At 41.7% G+C, this 19,156-nt stretch carries 16 protein-coding genes; 3 read left to right on the top strand and 13 right to left on the bottom strand.

The features are described from left to right. Positions 1-44: 44 nt before the first annotated feature. Together C9414_RS13230 and C9414_RS13225 are read right to left on the bottom strand one after the other, a co-directional pair. The gene (locus C9414_RS13230) at positions 45-1,469 is read right to left on the bottom strand and encodes a SpoVR family protein (protein ID WP_390273620.1); all 1,425 of its coding nucleotides are present in this window, start codon (positions 1,467-1,469) and stop codon (positions 45-47) included. Between the two features lie 67 nt (positions 1,470-1,536). After that, positions 1,537-2,736, bottom strand: a complete 1,200-nt coding sequence (locus C9414_RS13225) for a globin domain-containing protein (protein ID WP_107163805.1) — start codon at positions 2,734-2,736, stop codon at positions 1,537-1,539. A gap of 183 nt (positions 2,737-2,919) precedes the next feature. Here C9414_RS13225 and C9414_RS13220 point away from each other — a divergent pair, with 183 nt between their 5' ends. Next, positions 2,920-3,351, top strand: a complete 432-nt coding sequence (locus C9414_RS13220; RefSeq protein WP_047202875.1) for an Rrf2 family transcriptional regulator — start codon at positions 2,920-2,922, stop codon at positions 3,349-3,351. Positions 3,352-3,511: 160 nt separating this feature from the next. Then, a complete protein-coding gene (locus C9414_RS13215; RefSeq protein ID WP_039177466.1) occupies positions 3,512-4,987 on the top strand; it encodes a catalase in 1,476 nt (491 codons plus the stop codon). Between the two features lie 144 nt (positions 4,988-5,131). On the opposite strand, the gene C9414_RS13210 is transcribed toward C9414_RS13215, so the two are convergent. Further along, positions 5,132-5,452 (bottom strand): YqzG/YhdC family protein, encoded by a 321-nt coding sequence (locus C9414_RS13210; protein ID WP_390273615.1) that lies wholly within the window; start codon positions 5,450-5,452, stop codon positions 5,132-5,134. Positions 5,453-5,643: 191 nt separating this feature from the next. Between C9414_RS13210 and C9414_RS13205 the strand changes: the two genes are divergently transcribed. Next, on the top strand, positions 5,644-5,892 hold the full coding sequence (locus tag C9414_RS13205; RefSeq protein ID WP_024425297.1) for a YhdB family protein: 249 nt from the start codon (positions 5,644-5,646) through the stop codon (positions 5,890-5,892). Positions 5,893-5,943: 51 nt separating this feature from the next. Here the strand turns inward: C9414_RS13205 and C9414_RS13200 are convergent, their stop codons facing one another. From C9414_RS13200 to C9414_RS13155, 10 genes are all read right to left on the bottom strand, one after another. Next, on the bottom strand, positions 5,944-6,828 hold the full coding sequence (locus C9414_RS13200) for a GNAT family N-acetyltransferase (protein ID WP_107163804.1): 885 nt from the start codon (positions 6,826-6,828) through the stop codon (positions 5,944-5,946). A gap of 250 nt (positions 6,829-7,078) precedes the next feature. Beyond that, positions 7,079-7,729, bottom strand: a complete 651-nt coding sequence (locus tag C9414_RS13195) for a response regulator (RefSeq protein ID WP_039177456.1) — start codon at positions 7,727-7,729, stop codon at positions 7,079-7,081. Beyond that, a complete protein-coding gene (locus C9414_RS13190; RefSeq protein ID WP_107163803.1) occupies positions 7,726-8,871 on the bottom strand; it encodes a GAF domain-containing sensor histidine kinase in 1,146 nt (381 codons plus the stop codon). Before C9414_RS13190 ends, C9414_RS13195 begins: the two co-directional genes overlap by 4 nt. Positions 8,872-9,027: 156 nt before the next feature. Beyond that, the gene (locus C9414_RS13185) at positions 9,028-10,773 is read right to left on the bottom strand and encodes a phospho-sugar mutase (protein ID WP_107163802.1); all 1,746 of its coding nucleotides are present in this window, start codon (positions 10,771-10,773) and stop codon (positions 9,028-9,030) included. A 135-nt stretch (positions 10,774-10,908) separates the two neighbouring features. Further along, positions 10,909-12,570: a glycerol-3-phosphate dehydrogenase gene (gene glpD / locus C9414_RS13180; RefSeq protein ID WP_047202870.1), complete on the bottom strand. Its 1,662-nt coding sequence runs from the start codon at positions 12,568-12,570 to the stop codon at positions 10,909-10,911. Positions 12,571-12,709: 139 nt separating this feature from the next. Next, entirely contained in the window at positions 12,710-14,206 is a 1,497-nt protein-coding gene (glpK, locus tag C9414_RS13175; protein WP_039177444.1) for a glycerol kinase GlpK, read from the bottom strand. Positions 14,207-14,221: 15 nt separating this feature from the next. After that, positions 14,222-15,037 (bottom strand): MIP/aquaporin family protein, encoded by an 816-nt coding sequence (locus C9414_RS13170; protein ID WP_039177442.1) that lies wholly within the window; start codon positions 15,035-15,037, stop codon positions 14,222-14,224. A gap of 214 nt (positions 15,038-15,251) precedes the next feature. Further along, entirely contained in the window at positions 15,252-15,809 is a 558-nt protein-coding gene (locus tag C9414_RS13165; RefSeq protein WP_024425304.1) for a glycerol-3-phosphate responsive antiterminator, read from the bottom strand. A 151-nt stretch (positions 15,810-15,960) separates the two neighbouring features. Beyond that, a complete protein-coding gene (locus tag C9414_RS13160; RefSeq protein ID WP_107163801.1) occupies positions 15,961-17,301 on the bottom strand; it encodes an aspartate aminotransferase family protein in 1,341 nt (446 codons plus the stop codon). A 255-nt stretch (positions 17,302-17,556) separates the two neighbouring features. Continuing rightward, positions 17,557-19,149 (bottom strand): PucR family transcriptional regulator, encoded by a 1,593-nt coding sequence (locus C9414_RS13155; RefSeq protein ID WP_107163800.1) that lies wholly within the window; start codon positions 19,147-19,149, stop codon positions 17,557-17,559. Positions 19,150-19,156 lie beyond the last annotated feature (7 nt).

Below are 19,156 nucleotides of genomic sequence, written 5' to 3'. Positions count from 1 at the left end.
AGCAAAAAAGATGTCTGCTAAGAGACATCTTTTTTCGTCTTTTTTTATGCGAGATATTTCCGATGAACCCCTTTTCCATCATAAGAAAACATGACTTCTTTTCCTTCAAGAACTGACTCGATATGCACACTTCTTCCCCATAGCTGATATAAATACGGCAGGACTTTTTCTAAGTATTTCAGATCAAGTTCAATGCCTTCATACCAATGCTTGATATAAAGTTCATTATTTTTTAAATAGTCGCCATCAATCACGGTCAAATACGGAAAGCCGCCATTCACTCTCATGCTGACTAACTGATCACGTACCGCCTTCCATTCTTTATCAATGACTTTATAATCTCTCCCCTGCTTTTGAAACAAGTACAAGTCTTCTCTCATCACAAGGTCTTTCGTTAAGTAGTTTCGAATAAAGGAAATATCCGATTCAATTTCCCTGACTTCAAACATTTTGCTGCGGCCAGATCCTTCTGTGACCCCTGCTTTTTTTAATTCTTCACACGGGTTGTCATAGCGCTCTTCGATATCTTCAAAAATCTTCAGCCCTAAATAGTAAGGATTGATGCCTGTTTTAGATGGCTGCACCACACCTGCATTTAATTTTGCGAACTCTATCGATTCACTTGAATCCAAATCAAGCTCCCGCATTATCCGTTGGTGCCAATACGATGCCCAGCCTTCATTCATAATCTTTGTTTCCAGCTGCGGCCAAAAATAGAGCATTTCTTCTCTCAGCATAGTAAGAACATCCCGCTGCCATGGCTCCAGCTCCCGGGAATGCGCCTCAATAAAGAGTAAAAGATCCTTTTCCGGCTTTGGTGGAAATTGTTTGACGGTTTTCTTTTTCTGACGCGTCTTCGGCTCATCCATTCCCCACAAATCATCATAAGGCGTTTGACGTTTTGGTTTATCATCTTCATATTCTTCTTCATCGTCCATACTCCAGCTTAATTTTGATCGAACAAGAGACGGATCAATATGCTCTTGGATAGCCAATACCGCGTCTAAAAAGGATTCGACTTCTTTTGTTCCGTGGATATGCTCATATTCTTTGATCCGCTCTGCCGCTGCTGACATGCTTTCGACCATATCTCGTTTTGTGTTTTGGAAACGGCAATTATTTTTGAAGAAATCACAGTGTGCCAGTACATGAGCCACAATTAATTTATTTTGAACAAGCGTATTGTTATCAAGTAGAAAGGCGTAGCAAGGATTTGAATTGATCACCAGCTCATAAATTTTACTTAACCCTAAATCATAATGAAGCTTCATTTTATGAAATTGCTTCCCAAAGCTCCAGTGGCTGAATCGTGTTGGCATTCCGTATGCACCGAACGTATAAATAATTTCCGCGGGACAGATTTCATATCTCATCGGATAAAAATCTAGACCAAATCCTTCTGCAATTTCTGTAATTTCATCAATCGCTCTTTGTAAAAGACGTTTTTCAGATACGCTCAAGGAAACCATCCCTCCTCATCGGACTTATCCCTACTATATGAGCGTATGTAAAAAAACATGATGTTCCTCCAACCGTTTAGACGACTTCCATTTCTTTCGTGGATTGCCCGCCAAATGCTTCGAAATGAATATGGTCTGTTGGAATTCCCAGCTCTTTTAAAATATGAATGATCTCCTGTGTAAACACCGGGGAACCGCATAGATAAAATTGGCCTTTCCCTTCTCCGATCACCGATTGAAGAAATGGACGATCAATGCGGGAAACCGCTTTCTCAACAAGCTCACCCTTTCCAGACTGCGCAAATTGTTCATTACATAGAATGATGCGCCCATGGGCTGCTGAAGCTAAAACGCGTTCAAACTCATTTTCAAAAGCGATGACATCCTCTAATCGATCAGCATGAATCATCGTAAATGTCTGGCTGTTTTGTGCTGCAGTTTTCACTAAACCAATCATTGGTGTGACACCAGACCCAGCACTGATGAAATAAACAGGCTCTTTTATGTCATCTTGCAAGCAGAACATTCCCTGCGGCATACTCACTTGAAGAACGTCCCCTTCTTCCATTTCATCATGCAAAAATTTGGACACATGACCATCACGCTTCACTGTAATACGGTAATAAGATGGATGATGCTCGTCTGATAAGCTGTATTGTCTGCTGCACATATAGGCTTCTCCTGGCATATCTGTCTGAACCGTAATGTATTGGCCTGCTTTATACATTGGCAGCTCTGATTCATCTTCTGGTACTAAATAAAAGGAGATAAGCGATGGAGATTCTTGCTTCTTTTTCTTTATCACAAACGGCTTCACATCTGCCCATCCACCTGTCTGCTTCACATTATCATCCATCATTTCTGCTTCAATGGTAATGAAAATATTCGCAATGATGTCATATGCAGCTTTCCACGCTAATAGAGTGTCATCTTCTTCTCTTAAACGAAACACATCTTTCATCGCTTCAATCAAGTGATACCCGACAATTGGGTACTGCTCTTTTTTGACCATGACACTGACATGCTTATGGGCAATTTGTTTGACCGCAGGTAGTAATTCCTCTAATCGATCAATGTGCAGTGCAGCCTGATATAGTGTCGCAGCAAGTGCCTCTGGCTGACTTCCGTTCATAAGATTTGTTTTATTAAATTGATTGAGTAGCTCCGGGTGCTGGCGAATCATATTTTCATAAAAAACAGTGACAAGTTTGGTTCCCTCGGCTTTTAATAGAGGAGCTGATTGCTTTATTGCATTCATTTGATCTTTAGATAACATCTTCATTCCTTCTTTCAAAAGAAGTATTTTAAATACATCTTTATCGTAATGGAAGACAGTCTCTAAAAGCAATATTTATAATACATGTTTTAAATGTTGTCACATTTCACACTTTCTCGAACAGTTTTTGTCTAAAATGTGTTACGATGATACAAAACTCTATTAGGTTTAGAGGTCGTCAAAATGAAACTTACGAATTACACAGATTTCTCATTAAGGGTACTCATTTATTTAGCATCAAGAGAAAACAATGAACTGTCAAATATTCAGCAGATCGCCGATGTTTATGGCATTTCTAAAAATCATCTGACGAAGGTGATTTATCATCTTGGAAAACGCGGGTATGTAGACACGATTCGCGGAAGAAATGGCGGGATCAGGCTTGGAAAAAGCCCAGAAAGCATTAACATTGGAGAGGTTGTCCGTTATACAGAGGATGATTTAGTCATGGTTGAATGCTTTGATCCAAAGAAAAATGGCTGCATCATTTCCCCGATTTGTTCATTAAAGCATGTACTTCATGAAGCACTCACTGCTTATTTAAGCGTTCTTGACGGATACACACTAAAAGATTTAACACAAAACAAAGATGCTCTCAGAGAGCTCCTGCTTTAAGGCGAAAGAATTTTATTCTTTCGTCTTTTTCTTTACCTTCTTGTAATAATAATTTATTTAAAATTATTATAAATAAATATTGACTATCATGTTTGATTCAATATAATTAGGGTATATAGATTGCTAGAAAACACTTTTTTGTTTACAGGAGGAGAAAAGAATGACAAATTCAAATCATAAAAATTTGACAACGAACCAAGGCGTTCCTGTTGGCGATAACCAAAACTCAAGAACGGCTGGTCACCGCGGACCTACCTTTCTTGATGATTACCATTTGATTGAAAAACTCGCACACTTTGATCGTGAACGTATTCCAGAACGTGTCGTTCATGCTAGAGGCGCCGGCGCTTACGGTGTGTTTGAAGTAGAAAACAGCATGGAGAAACATACAAAAGCGGCCTTCTTAAGTGAAGAAGGCAAACAAACAGACGTTTTCGTTCGCTTCTCCACCGTTATTCATCCAAAAGGTTCACCTGAAACCTTACGTGACCCGCGCGGCTTTGCTGTCAAATTTTATACAGAAGAAGGCAACTATGATCTCGTTGGTAACAACTTGCCGATCTTCTTTATTCGTGATGCATTGAAATTTCCTGATATGGTTCACTCTCTCAAGCCAGATCCTGTAACCAATATTCAAGATCCTGACCGTTATTGGGATTTTATGACCTTAACACCTGAATCCACTCATATGCTCACATGGCTCTTCTCTGACGAAGGAATCCCTGCAAGCTACGCTGAAATGCGTGGTTCTGGTGTGCATACATTTAGATGGGTGAACAAATACGGCGAAGCAAAATATGTGAAATATCACTGGAGACCTTCTGAAGGTATTCACAACTTATCTATGGAAGAAGCAGCAGAAATTCAAGCGAACGATTTCCAGCATGCGACAAGAGATTTATATGACCGCATTGAAAAAGGCAACTTCCCAGCATGGGACTTATATGTCCAGCTTATGCCGCTTAGTGATTATGATGAACTTGATTATGATCCATGTGACCCAACTAAAACGTGGAGCGAGGAAGATTACCCGCTTCAAAAAGTAGGACGCATGACACTCAATCGCAATCCTGAAAACTTCTTTGCTGAAACAGAACAGTCTGCTTTCACGCCAAGTGCATTTGTTCCAGGAATTGAGGCATCTGAAGATAAACTGCTTCAAGGCCGTCTGTTCTCATATCCTGATACGCAGCGTCACCGTCTTGGTGCGAACTACATGCGCATTCCGGTTAACTGCCCTTATGCACCTGTACACAATAACCAGCAGGATGGCTTTATGACAACGACTCGTCCAAGCGGTCATATTAACTATGAACCAAACCGTTATGACGATCAGCCAAAAGAAAACCCTCACTACAAAGAAAGTGAGCCAGTTCTTCACGGTGACCGTATGGTGAGACAAAAAATTGAAAAACCGAACGATTTCAAACAAGCTGGAGAAAGATATCGAAGCTACTCTGAAGAAGAGAAACAAGCATTGATTAAAAACCTAACAGCTGATTTGAAAGATGTAAATGACAAAACAAAATTACTTGCAATCTGCAACTTCTATCGTGCCGATGAAGATTACGGCCAGCGATTAGCAGATTCACTTGGTGTGGATATTCGCGCTTATCTTCAAGGAAGCATGAAGTAAATCCATCTCGAAATAAATTGTTGGACAAAGGGCTAAAATGATCTTAATTTTGGCCCTTTGTCTTTTTTTGAGCGTGCTAGTAAAGGCAGTTATTGAGGGTTTGTCAGAACACCTCGAGCACCTTTTACAAAAAAAGGTGCTTCTTTATAGTCGAAACACGTTAATACTAATCAAATGACCGGTCACCGGATGAAAATAAATTTCTGCATGTGCGGCAAAGCGAGTTGAGCCTTCCTTAACAGTTACGCGAAACACATCTTTTGTCTGCTCATCATTTACTTCTGTCCGGCCAATGTAATGATAATCGTTTAAAGCGGCACCTTTATATTCATCTTGCAACGCTGTGTACGCGAGTCTTTCCCAATTTTCAAACGGCTGCACCGCTGCTTTTGATGCAGGATGAATCATCAAACTGCCAAGCAAAACGATTCCTGCTGCAATAAGCATCCACCATTTCGACTGCATGATATCATTGATCTCACTTTCATATATGTTTTGTTTAGCTTTAGCTGGCTGATCCTTTTTCATACATGAAGCAATTATTCAGCCTATAATTCCCGGTACGCAATTCATGCGGACACCAACTTTTCCCCTGAAAAAGTCGATATGTTCCGAGCAAACTAATGAGGACTTCTCAAGGGAAAGGAGAAGGTTTAATGAATGTGGCGGATTATGATAAAGCACTTTATTATACGCATCGCTCGCAATGGGATAATTTACTTATTCTTATGGTACGTACGCAAGATGATTTGCTCTCGAAACGTATTGAGCATTTCTTACATGCGTATCAATTTAACCGGAACGATGCAGATGTTGAAAAATGTTTATATGGGCTCCTGCAGTACATTGACCACGCTTCAGAGGCTGCTGCTGCTGAAGTTTATTCACAACCGATGTACACATAAAGAAAAAGGGCTAGAATGAAGTTTATTTTAGCCCTCCCTTTTTACATACAATTAGCAGTGCGCTGTGATGGGAAACATAAAGTGGCCTTTTGCCCAATGTTCCTTTGTGTAAATAAATAGTGCATCCTCGTCATTTGGCTTTGTAACTGCGTGTAAACCTTCAATTGTCGTATCAGGCGTGAAATAAAAGATCACTTTTTCCGTTGTTTCCTTCACAATGCTTTCTACAACTTCTTGTACATTTGGTGTTTGAAGCGAAATGATATCGAACACATGCATCGTTTCATTTTCTTCATTCAACAGCACAATGCTATCTAATGCTTCAATATAAAAAATGGCATCCGGCCATACTAATGTAAAATAAAACATCAATAAGCTGCTGTGATGCTGAGCATCCAGCTTCATTGAGTGAGTTTGCCGCTTTTCTGCGAAACGTTCAAGTAATGAGAGGTCTTGCTCCAATGTCAGCTTTTTAACATCTACGCCTTTTTTTATTTGAATAGCGCTTTTATTGATATTTAAGCTATATTCACTTTCGTGATGACGGGTAAAACCAAATCTCGGATAAAAATCTAACACAGTTTCATTAGCAAAAAGAAAGATGACATCACACTCATTTTTGTATTGATCCATGATATGCTGCATTAATTTTGCCGCTAATCCTTTGCGCTGATAGGCTTGATCTGTCATAACAGTGCCGATTTGAACTGCTCGATACGTTTGCCCATCAATGATCACTGACATAAGATAGACAGAAGCGTTAGAGATTACCTTCCCGTTATGTACAAAGGAATAAGGTATATATTTTTCATCCCAATAGCCTCTTTCGTACCAGCCGCTAAAATCCAAATCAAATGTATCGATCGCAAGCTTATTAAAGCTCTCTTTTAATTTGACATCATGGCGATAACCACTTACTAATTCATATTTTTCCACTTTGATTCCCTCCCATTTTAAATTCACCTGTGATTGACCAGTTCATCACCTCCTATAAAATAAAAAAAGACTTGATGAGCATCCACTCGTCAAGTCTTTTACATTTTTCTATTAGAAATTAGACGATCCATGCCTCTCTTTTTACACAAAAGCGCACATCAAATAACCAACATCTGTGCTCTTTTTTATTCAATTCATTGAATTGAATGTGCGCTTAAAAGTTTTAGCATAACGACTAAATCCCCTTCTGTCATAGCAGCTCTTTTGGCTGATTTTTTTGATAATCCACTGCATACAGAGCCGCCTGGGTTCGATCTGCCAGCTCTAACTTTGATAATACATGAGATACGTGCGTTTTGACAGTCTTTTCAGAAATAAACAGCGATGAGGCAATTTCTTTGTTGCTTTTGCCCTTTGCAATCTCAAATAAAACATCTCGCTCTCTATTGGTAAGCTCTTTCATCAATGCCCATTTCTGTTCTTTTGGCTCTGTCAGATGCTGCACAAGAAAAGTCGTGATATGACCATCTAACTGATAGGTGCCATTTTGTACTTCAATCATGGTCGAAAGCAGCTTTTCTGGTGCTACATCTTTTAATTGATAGGCTTTCGCCCCTGCTTGAATGGCGGGAATCACATAATCTTTGTCCGCATAGCTTGTCAGGATCACAATGCGGGTATCCGGCATTTCCAGCGTCATTTGTTTCGTTGCCTCAATGCCATTCATGACAGGCATAGACAAATCCATTAAGACAATGTCAGGCTGAGTATCTCTGACAACCTCTAATGCCTCTTGCCCATTGGACGCCTCACCAACGATGTCCACATCAGGCTGTGTCTGTAAGAAAAACACCAGGCCCTTTCTCACAATATGATGATCATCTGCAATGACAACTCTCATGACGATCCCTTCCTTTCTTGTGAAAATGGCACTTTTACATGAATCGTTGTTCCTTTTCCTAACTCTGAATGGATACAAAATGTACCACCTGCTCTTCGGATGCGGTCAGACATCCCTTTCAGCCCAAGTGAAGGAAGGCTCATTTGCTCGTCATATTGAAAACCTTTTCCGAGGTCAATGATTTTCATCTCGAACGTATCTTTTGCTTGCTCAAGTTTGACCTCGACTTCTTCTACTTCCGCATGTTTTTGACAGTTATTCAGCGCTTCTTGACAGACCCGAAACAAAGTTTCATTGTGAGAATGATCCATTTCTACACAGCCTGATAAAGATAAATTGCAGCGTAATCCTAAAAGCTGAGCATACTCTTCAATTGCTGTCGTAAACCCTTTTTCAAGGCCTCTTGGTCTCAGCTGCCAAATGAGTGACCGCATTTCAATCAGAGCGTCTTGTGACAAATGTTGAATAAAATCAATCATTTCCCCTAGATTCTGATCGCTTGTCATTTGCCGTGCAGCCTTAGCAGTCAGACTCACAGAGAATAGCATTTGGTTGACAGAATCATGTAAATCCTGTGCCAGCCGGTTTCTTTCTTGTAAAAGGGCGTGCTGCTGTTCATTTTGCACAAGCTTCATCCGCTGAATCGCTGTGCCAATTTGAAGCGCAATGCTTTCAAGCAAATTCAGCTCTTCTTGTGTAAATGTGACTTTCCCCTTTGCCGCCACATTTAATAAGCCGAACGTACGCTTACATGCTTGTAGCGGCACCGTCGCATGATGTGTAATCCCTTCTGTATCTCCAAGCTTTTGTTCAATCGCCGTTTCAATCCGTTTGCAGTTTATAATATTGGTGGCTGATTGCAGTGAGCCTTTTGTGTATCGATTGATGCAATAACAATCATTTTGACACATGAGCTGTTTTTGATGCTTTGCGAGTGCTTCAGGTAAAGAAACCTCTGCCATCAGTTCATATGACCCGTCTTTTTCTATAAAATAAATCCATGCTGAATGAAAGCCTGTGACATCCATCAGCATATGGAGCACTTCATGGAGCGTTTCTTTCATTTCCATGCCTTCATTTAGCTTTTCAGCAATTTCTTTTAACGTTTTTAATGTTTCAACCTTCTCTTGGTATTCTCCCATACTGTTTACCCCCGGCATTTGCAGCCTTCACTTATCATTACGCTCATTATACCATGAGTCCCCACGCGGCTCTTTCTCCAAAAGAATGATTTCTTCTCATCCTTTTGACTGAGAAAAAAGCCATCATGCATTCATACACGATGGCCTTGTCTTTCGTTATTTCGCTGTTTCTTCCACAATATCATAAACGACTTTCATCACTTCTTCTGACAGATGCTTTAGTTTTTCTTCACTATCTGTTAAAGATGTGCCTTTGACTGCAATATAAAATTTCACTTTAGGCTCAGTGCCGGAAGGTCTTAAGCAGAACCACGAACCGTCCTCAAGGAAATATTTCAGCACGTTTGATGCCGGCAGATGAATGGTTTCCTCTTTCTTTTCAGCCACAAGATGTCTTTGACTTGATTGGTAATCCTCGATCACTGTGATGCGCTGCCCTGCGATGGCAGCTGGCGGATTTGTTCTAAAGGTATGAAGGATCGCTGAAATCTGCTCTGCTCCCTCTTTTCCTTTTAAGGTTAAAGACTTTAATCCTTCACGGTAAAATCCAAACTGCTTGAAAATATCGACAAGCGCGTCGTACAAGGACTTGCCCTGTTTTTTATAGAAGGCAGCGACTTCAACGGCTAATAGTGCCGCTTGCACCGCATCTTTATCTCGAGCAAAGTCACCGATCAAATAGCCATAGCTCTCTTCATAACCGAATTGAAACGTGTATTCTCCGCTCTTTTCAAACTGCTTAATTTTTTCTCCAATAAATTTAAAGCCTGTAAGTGTGTCTATCGTGTCGGCCCCAAAAGCTGATGCTACAGCACGCCCAAGCTCACTTGTGACAATGGTTTTCATCACAACAGGACGAGGCGGCAGCTGACCCAGCTTTTGTTTTTCAGACAATAAATAATGGAGCAGCAGGGCGCCTGTTTGGTTGCCTGTTAAAACAGTAAATTCTCCTTCGTGATCTCTGACCGCAATGCCTAATCTGTCAGCATCTGGGTCTGTTGCAATGAGGATATCGGCATTTTGTTTTTCGCCAAGCTTGATGGCGTACTCAAATGCTGCATGCTCCTCTGGGTTAGGCGAGGTCACTGTTGAGAACTGTGGATCTGGTTTTTCCTGCTCAGGCACAACCGTGACATGCTGATAACCTAGAGCCTGAAGCCCGTTTCTGACAGGGTGATTGGCCGTCCCATGAAGCGGAGTAAAAACGACTTTGACATCAACCTCATGTGCCAGCTCAGGGTGCACAATTATGGTTTTTAATTTTTCAATATAAGCATGGTCGATTTCTTCTCCGATCATTTTGATCAGTCCTTGCTGTTTCAACGTTTCTTCAGAATCAACTGAAATTGACAGTTCATTTTCAATTGCATCTACTTCTTGAATGACTTGGTCTGCTTCAAATGGAGGCAGCTGCCCGCCATCTTCACCATACACTTTATAGCCATTATATTCTGGTGGATTATGACTTGCTGTCACAACAATTCCAGCAAATGCATGCAGCTCACGAACCGCAAAGGAGAGCTCTGGTGTCGGACGCAATTCATCGAATACGTACGTTTGAATGCCTTGTGAAGCAAGTGTTTTGGCTGCTTCCATCGCAAATTCAGGCGATTTATGACGTGAATCATATGCAATGGCGACGCCTCTTTTTTTTGCATCCTCTCCATGTTTCGCAATATACGCAGCAAGACCTGCTGAAGCTTTACGAACAGTATACACATTCATTCGGTTCGTGCCTGCACCAATCTCACCGCGCATTCCTCCAGTGCCGAACTCAAGGTTTTTGTAGAAACAGTCTTCAAGTGCTTGATGATCATCTTGATGCGTCTCCAGCCATTCCCTTAGTTCAGTTTCCAGGTGCTTCTCATTGATCCATCGCTCATAATTCGTCTTCCAACTCATGGTCGTCCTCCTATTTCTTACCATCATTATAAATAATATCTACTTATATTTTATATCGAATCATCCTTAATGTCATGCTATATCAAAAATTGCGATAGACAATTAAAAAAGCCGATACATGATCGGCTTTTCCTTTTATTCAGCATCAAGCGGTACGACTGCTTCATGGAATAGTTGATCTAATTCTGTTTGATGTTTCTGTTTTGCTGCTTCATCCCAGCCAAAACGCTCTGCCATGTAATCAACAACAGGCTGTGCGTATTTTTTTGCCCAATTGATATTAAATAATAGGCTTCCTGTTCTTCTTAAGAAGAAATCGACTGGTGTTACAGCTAGTTCTTCTTCGATCGCATAGACAAGCTCTGCCAGCACATATGCTGGAATGTTTCGTTTGTCTGCTTCCCCTTGAAGCTGCTCTACTCGTTTGTAGACACTGCTGACGTTTGAACCATATTTTTCAGCTAGTTTTTGTGCAATCGGTTCTGTTAAACCAACAGATGCTCCTTCTGCCGTTTTCGCTTGAACAAAAGCTGCCATGTTTTTAGATCCGCCTACATGACCGCCTGAGATTGGCATATGCTTTGTTTTACATGGTCCGTAATCTTTGCCAGTCTCTTGTTTCAATCCATCACGTACGAGATCGACAATATGCTCAGCCATTTTGCGATAGCCTGTTAATTTACCACCAGCAATGGTGATTAAGCCTGAAGATGATGTCCACACTTCATCCTTACGAGAAATTTCTGAAGGATCTTTGCCCTCTTCATGAATGAGCGGACGAAGACCGGCCCAGTTGGACTCCACATCTTTTTCTGTAATATTGAGATCAGGGAACATGTATTGGATCGCTTGAATGACATAGTCGCGATCGGCTTTTGTCATACGCGGATGCTCCAGCTGTTTTTTGTACACTGTATCTGTTGTTCCAACGTACGTTTTGCCTTCTCTTGGAATGGCAAAGACCATACGTTTATCAGGTGTGTCAAAGTAGATCGCTTGTTTTAATGGGAAGACCGATTGGTCGAATACTAAGTGAATTCCTTTTGTATGCTGTAAGTGTTTTCCTTCTTTTGAGTGATCTTTGTCTCTAAGCTGATCTACCCATGGACCTGTCGCATTGACGATCTTCTTCGCATACACATCGTATGTTTTCTTCGTCATGACATCTTCAATGACAACACCAACCACTTTGCCTTTATCATAAATAAATTCTTTTACTTTCGCATAGTTGACCGCTTCCGCTCCGAATTTCACAGCCTCTTTCATCACTTCGATTGTGAGGCGTGCATCATCTGTACGGTATTCAACATAGTAGCCGCCGCCTTTTAAGCCGTCCTTTTTGACAAGCGGTTCTTTTGCAAGCGTTTCTTTCGCACTTAGCATGCTTCTGCGTTCGCTATGCTTTACGCCAGCTAAAAAGTCATACACTCTCAGTCCAATAGAGGTTGAAAACTTCCCAAATGTCCCGCCTTTATGCATCGGAAGAAGCATCCATTCTGGCGTCGTGACATGAGGACCATTTTCGTATACGATGGCACGCTCTTTACCGACCTCTGCGACCATTTTCACTTCAAATTGTTTTAAATAACGAAGTCCGCCGTGCACTAGTTTCGTTGAGCGGCTAGACGTACCTGCTGCGAAATCCTGCATTTCTGCAAGACCGACACGCATTCCGCGTGAAGCCGCGTCAAGTGCTGTACCAGCGCCTGTTATACCCCCACCAATGATAAACACATCATATGGTTTTTTTGTCATTTCCTGCAGCATTTGTTCTCTTTCTAAGCTAGAAAAAGTCATCTCTTGTTCCTCCCATGTTGTACGGTAAAGAAAAAGAGACCGCAAACACCCAAAGCGTATTTCTACACTTCGGTGCCTGCGGTCTCTCCAGTTCTCCAACCGTTCTATTAACTTACTTGAAGTATACCATACTTTTGGTTTATTTGAAAGCTTGAGCTGCTTTTACAGCCTTTTTCCACCCGCTGTATAACGAGTCACGGCTGTCCTCTTCCATTTTAGGGTCAAAGCGCTTGTCAAGATTCCATTGTTTTGCAATGTCTGAACGGTCGTTCCAGAAGCCAACTGCTATTCCCGCAAGATAGGCCGCACCGAGTGCCGTCGTTTCATTAATTTCTGGACGCTCTACTGGTACATCCAGCAAATCACTTTGGAAGCCCATTAAGAAATCATTCTTTACAGCTCCGCCATCTACACGCAAAGTTTTTAATGAGATGTTTGAATCCTTTTCCATCGCATCTAAAACATCCTTCGTTTGATAAGCAAGTGATTCTAACGTTGCACGGACAAAGTGCTCTTTAGAAGTACCGCGTGTTAATCCGAATACAGCGCCTCTGACATCACTGTCCCAGTATGGTGTGCCTAGACCAACGAATGCTGGAACGACATATACGCCCTCTGTTGACTCAACGCGCTCCGCATAAGCTTCGCTGTCTTTTGAGTCTTTAAACATTCTCAGTCCGTCGCGCAACCACTGAATCGCTGAACCAGCTACGAAAATACTTCCTTCTAAAGCATATTCAACTTTACCGTCAATGCCCCATGCAATTGTCGTTAATAAACCATGATCCGACTTAATTGCTTTTTCCCCTGTATTCATCAACATGAAACATCCTGTACCATACGTGTTCTTCGCCATTCCTTCTTCAAAGCAAGCCTGACCGAATAGTGCAGACTGCTGGTCTCCCGCAGCTCCTGCAATCGGAATATTTCTGCCGAAGAAGTGATAGTCTGTTGTTTCACCATAGATGTGTGAAGATGGTTTCACCTCTGGAAGCATAGAAGCAGGTACGCCAAGGATATCCAGTAATTCTTCATCCCATTTCAGATCGTAAATGTTGAACATTAACGTTCTTGACGCGTTGGAGTAATCTGTGACGTGTGATTGACCGCCTGTCATCTTCCAAATGAGCCATGTATCGATTGTGCCAAACAGCAAGTCGCCATTTTCTGCTTTCTCACGAGCACCTTCTACATTGTCTAAAATCCATTTTACTTTTGTCCCTGAGAAATAAGCATCAATGAGAAGACCTGTTTTATTTCTAAACGTTTCATTGTGTCCTTGCGCTTTTAACTCTTCACAAATGCCTGACGTTTGTCTAGACTGCCAAACAATTGCATTATAAACAGGTGCGCCTGTATGTTTATCCCAAACAACAGCTGTCTCACGCTGGTTCGTAATGCCGATACCGGCGATTTGATCTGCTTCAATGCCTGATTCAATTAAAGCAGTTGAAATGACAGATAGAACAGAGCTCCAAATTTCATTTGCGTTATGTTCTACCCAGCCTGGGTTCGGAAAATATTGATTAAATTCCTTCTGAGCTGTATGTGCAATTTTGCCTTCTTGATCAAATAAGATCGCTCTTGAGCTTGTTGTCCCTTGATCTAAAGCGAGAATATATTTTTCTTTTGCCATGGTGTTTTCCTCCCCTTACATACTTTCATTTACAGCATTTGTTTGATTTTTCGTAGAGACATAGAGTCCTAACAATACCACAACTAAAATAACGCTTACAATCCAAAAGGCTGGAGTGATGTTCGCTTTAAAGGCTGCATTGTAGAAAACACCGCCAAATGCACCACCTAAAATTGGACCAACGACCGGCACCCACGCATACTTCCAATTCGATGGACCTTTACCTGGAATCGGCAGAATCGCATGAGCAATTCTCGGACCTAAATCACGTGCAGGATTGATTGCATAACCAGTTGTTCCGCCTAATGAAAGACCAATTGCGACAATTAAGAAACCAACAATCAGCGGATTGATTCCATCCGCGAATTTATTTGCACCAATCGCTAAGATTCCTAGAACCAATACAAATGTACCGATGACTTCACTAAGTACGTTTGCAAAAGTATGCGGAATCGCAGGACCAGTTGAGAATACACCAAGCTTTGCACCTGGATCGTCTGTTGCTTTCCAGTGCGGTAAGTAATGTAAAAAGACAATAATAGCTCCTAATAATGCGCCAAGCATTTGACCGGCAATATACATTGGTACATCAGCCCAAGGAAAACTTCCTTCTAACGCAAGCCCGATTGTCAGTGCAGGATTCAAATGCGCTCCGCTGATTCCACCTGTTGCATAAGCTGCTATGGCTACTGCAAATCCCCATCCGAAAGCGATTACAATCCAGCCGGACTGATATGCGAGCGATTTCTTTAAATTGACTGCCGCACATACACCGCCTCCAAAAATAATAAGCAGCATTGTACCTACGACTTCACCCCAAAATGGTGTCATGAAAATTCCTCCTCTGGTTCAGTTGCCATCCCCTATGAATGTGTAAAAAAGATAAAGAAAAAAGATCCACAACAAACATACTTTACATCAGGGTCATTTGTCACCTAGTAAAGCGCTGTTGTGGATCTCCGTTTCTCCATCACATGATATTAACTTAGTGCTATAGTATCAGAGAATGAAAACGTTGTCAATCAATTTTCACATTTTATCTTTTTCACTTTTGGAACGCTTTCCAAAGGGCTGTATTCGATGTTGTCACAGCTGTAGCACCTGCTTCAAGCGCCCTTTCTACATCTTCTTTTGTACGGATAAACCCGCCTGCAAATATTGGAATCCCAGCTCGCTCGCGCACTTCTGTAATTAAATCGGGTACCACCCCTGGCAATACTTCAATAAAATCTGGGCGATGTTTCCCCACGAACTCCATGCTTTTTTCCATGGCACTTGTATCAAGTAAAAACATTCGCTGAATGGCATATACCTTTTTTTGCTTGGCTTTTACTATGACTGAAGACCTAGTAGAAATAATTCCTGCCGGCTTCATTTCCTGACAAATAAATTCCGTTCCATACTCATCATGTTTGATCCCGTGAATGAGATCGACATGGACAAACATTTTTTTATGATGGGCATTTGCCTCATTCATGATGCCCTTTAGCCGGCCTAAATGGACATCAAGTAAGACCCCATATGTAAATGGACTTTTTAAAAATTCCTCAAATTGCTTCATATTGCGAACAGCAGGTAGAATGGGTTGATCATGAAAACTCATATGCCGTCTCCTTCTAAAGTGTATTGGTTCAGTCATCTCCTAACAGTAATAGAATCTCTGCTATTTTTCAATACACCTAGTGTATCCAATGCCGATTTTACTTAGCAGCGTATGTGCTTTTTCCATAGAAAAAAGCAGAGAAATCTCTCTGCTATAACTGTGCCATGCTTTCTTTAAGCGTGTTCATAATAAATGAGGCGTCTTCGTCTGTTATATTTAGCGGCGGTGCAAGCTGGGCAACGTTATTATAGCCGGCAACCGTATCACCATTTTTCCCAATGATCAGTCCGCGTTTTTTACATTCTGCAATCAATTGACCGACAACCTGTGGATCAGCTGGTTTTTTGGACTGTTGATCCTGGACAAGCTCAATTCCAAACAGCAGGCCTTTTCCTCTGACATCACCGACAAATGGATGCTCTTTTAACTCTTGCAAACGTTCAAGCATGTCTTGCCCAAGCGTGTCAGACCGTTCTACTAATTTCTCGTTTTCCATGATCTCTAAGTTCGCAAGGGCAACCGCACAGGAAGCAGGGTGTCCGCCAAATGTATTCACATGGCGCAGCCTGTCATACGTATTTTCCCCTGCGTAGGCTTCATAGATTTCTCGTTTCACGCACGTTGCAGAAAGAGGTAAATAGCCGCTTGTGATTCCTTTTGCCATTGTGATGATGTCCGGCTTTACATCTTCATGCATAAAACCAAACCGCTTCCCTGTCCGGCCAAAGCCGCAGATGACTTCATCCACAATGAGAAGCGCCCCATGAGCCTCACAGATGTCTTTAACCTTCTTCAAATACCCTTTTGGCGGCATCAAGATACCGCCGCCTGTAATGATCGGCTCCATAATAACTCCAGCAATGGTCTCACTTAGTTCCCACGTCATGGCTTGATCGATTGCCGCTGCACTTGCCAAAGTTTCTTGATCCTCAGGATGACGATACATATCAGGCGGTGCGACATGGATAAAGCCTTGACCTAATGGTTCATATTTATATTTACGCTGCGCCTGCCCCGTTGCGGCAAGGGCAGCTGCTGTATTGCCGTGATACGATCGATACCTGGAGATGAACTTTGTTCTTGTGCTCTCTCCTTTTTGCGCATGATATTGTTTGGCGATCTTAAATGCGGCTTCATTGGCTTCAGAACCGCTGTTAGAAAAGAAGATGACATAGTCCCCTCCAAGCCATTTATTTAGCTTTTCAGCCAATTGAATCGCTGGCACATGACTTTGCGTCAGCGGATAATAAGGCATTGTATTTAGTTGCTTATATGCCGCTTCTGCAAGCTCTTTTCTGCCATAACCGGCATTTACACACCAAAGACCTGACATCCCGTCTAAATAGCGATTCCCATGAATATCTGTCACCCATGCGCCTTCTGCCTCGTGAATAACCATGCTTTCATTTTCCTTGTTTGTCCCTTTCATATGATGCCAGATCAACTGATCATCTTTCGCCTGAAGATTTTGAGCCTGCTCATGTATTTTCATCTTCCCGCCCCCATGTATCCGTTTTCATCACTAAAGAAGCTTAGACTGGTTCAGCAGCACATTGCCTCTCCATTCATTATATGGATGAAAAGGGAGGCATATGAAACTGAAACTAGGCCGCCTGTAAGAGAGAACCAACCGTTACTTTCATTATAAAAAAGGGGCCGAGCTGATTACATTAGACAGATCGTCAACTGATTGAAAAGAACGATAAGACATTCTACTCGGGTGCATTAGCAAATCTAACAAACCTCGTTAACGGCGATTTCCTTGTAGAAATTCATATGCAAGAATCGCAAATTCAAGCGCCTGTCGTTTCGGGGCCTGCATCATATCCTCGCCAAGCAATGCATGCAGTTTATCTAGTCTATGATAAAGGGTCTGCCTGACAATAAAGAGCTGGCTTGCAGTTTCCTTTTTAGAACCGTTTGTCTGTAAAAAGATATTCAGCGTTTGATAGAGTCTTCCGCTATTTTGCTTATCATATAAAAGCACAGGCTCCAAATACTCTTTCACCATACATTCAAGCAGTCCGCTTTCCTGCATGACAGGCATGAGACGGAGCATATGCAAATCTTGATAAAATGGGCTTTCCACCCGCTGGGGCATCACTTTCTTTAAATGCAGCACTTCTTTGGCTGCTTGAAAGCTTTTTCTCATATGCTGAAACTGCTCACAATATGGACCGATGCCAAAATTGATCACGGTTCCGCGTGGCTGCTCCCGATCATACAATTGTTTGATGTCGCTTGCAGCCTTCTCTGCACGCTCTTTCCAGTCCTCTTTCTTTCTCGTGTTCAATAAAATAAACAAGGTTTGTCCTTGATGCTCATACGGAATCAAATGGAAACCCGCACGCTGAAAGATGGAGCGGCACGATACGAGAAAATATAGATTTCCTGCGATTTCTTCAATTTGATGATGCTTTTGAAAGAGCATCACGACACAGCCGGTTGGCTTTTTCAATCCTTCTGTTTCTTCAAGATGCTCTAATATATCTCTTTCTGTATGCTCTTCTTGGAACCATTTTTGCAGCCATTCGTTCTCTTTGGTCTTCTTCAATTCTTCTGTATAAAGCTCTCTTAGCGTTTGCTGGGCCAGAGCATTTGCTCCTTTATCCATTACGAGCAGTTCAAATTCTGAGAGTGTGTTTGTTTGATGAATGAGCACAAGGTCTGCAAATGTCTGCTTGAGTGCAAGCACTTCTTTTTTGGTCACTTCGTATCCTTTTGGCAAGGAAGCAAACTGTAAATAATTCATGACCATCTCTTCGGTTTGTTTGGAGGAATCACATACAATAATTGGCTCCCCCTGAACAGGAATGAGTAAAAGAATGCCCCTTACGTGCTGATACACTTGATCCAAAATATCCATCTGCGGATGGGGAGTCAGCAAAAGCTCATTCAGCTTTGATGATAGTGCTTCTAGATCAGCCATCATTTGATACTGGCGTTCAATCATCATCGTATGGAGATGCTGTGTGATGTTGACGAATTTCACTTCTTTTGTAAACAAAATCAGCGGAAAATCTCTTTCTTCTGCATACACAATCAGTTCTTCCGGCACATCGAATCTGAGCGGAACAAATTCAATACACAAGCCTGCCGCACCAGAATCGATCAGCTGCTTTAAAAATGCTTGAAACACATCCAATTGATCATGGAAGCCTGCGGCTGTTGTTAGTATGAGCTCTCCCCCATTTAATAAATCTTCTACAGCAGGCACTTCTAACACATGAACCCATCTGACCTGCCGAAACAATCCCTTTTCTCCTGCTAACACTTTCGCATGGGCAAAATACTTTGTTTTCAACACATCACTCACTTGAAAATGAACATCTACATTCATTGATATG

Source organism: Bacillus sp. Nf3, assembly GCF_003028545.1.
GTDB classification, from domain to species: domain Bacteria; phylum Bacillota; class Bacilli; order Bacillales; family Bacillaceae; genus Bacillus; species Bacillus safensis.
This window is presented reverse-complemented; position numbering and strand designations above follow the sequence as displayed.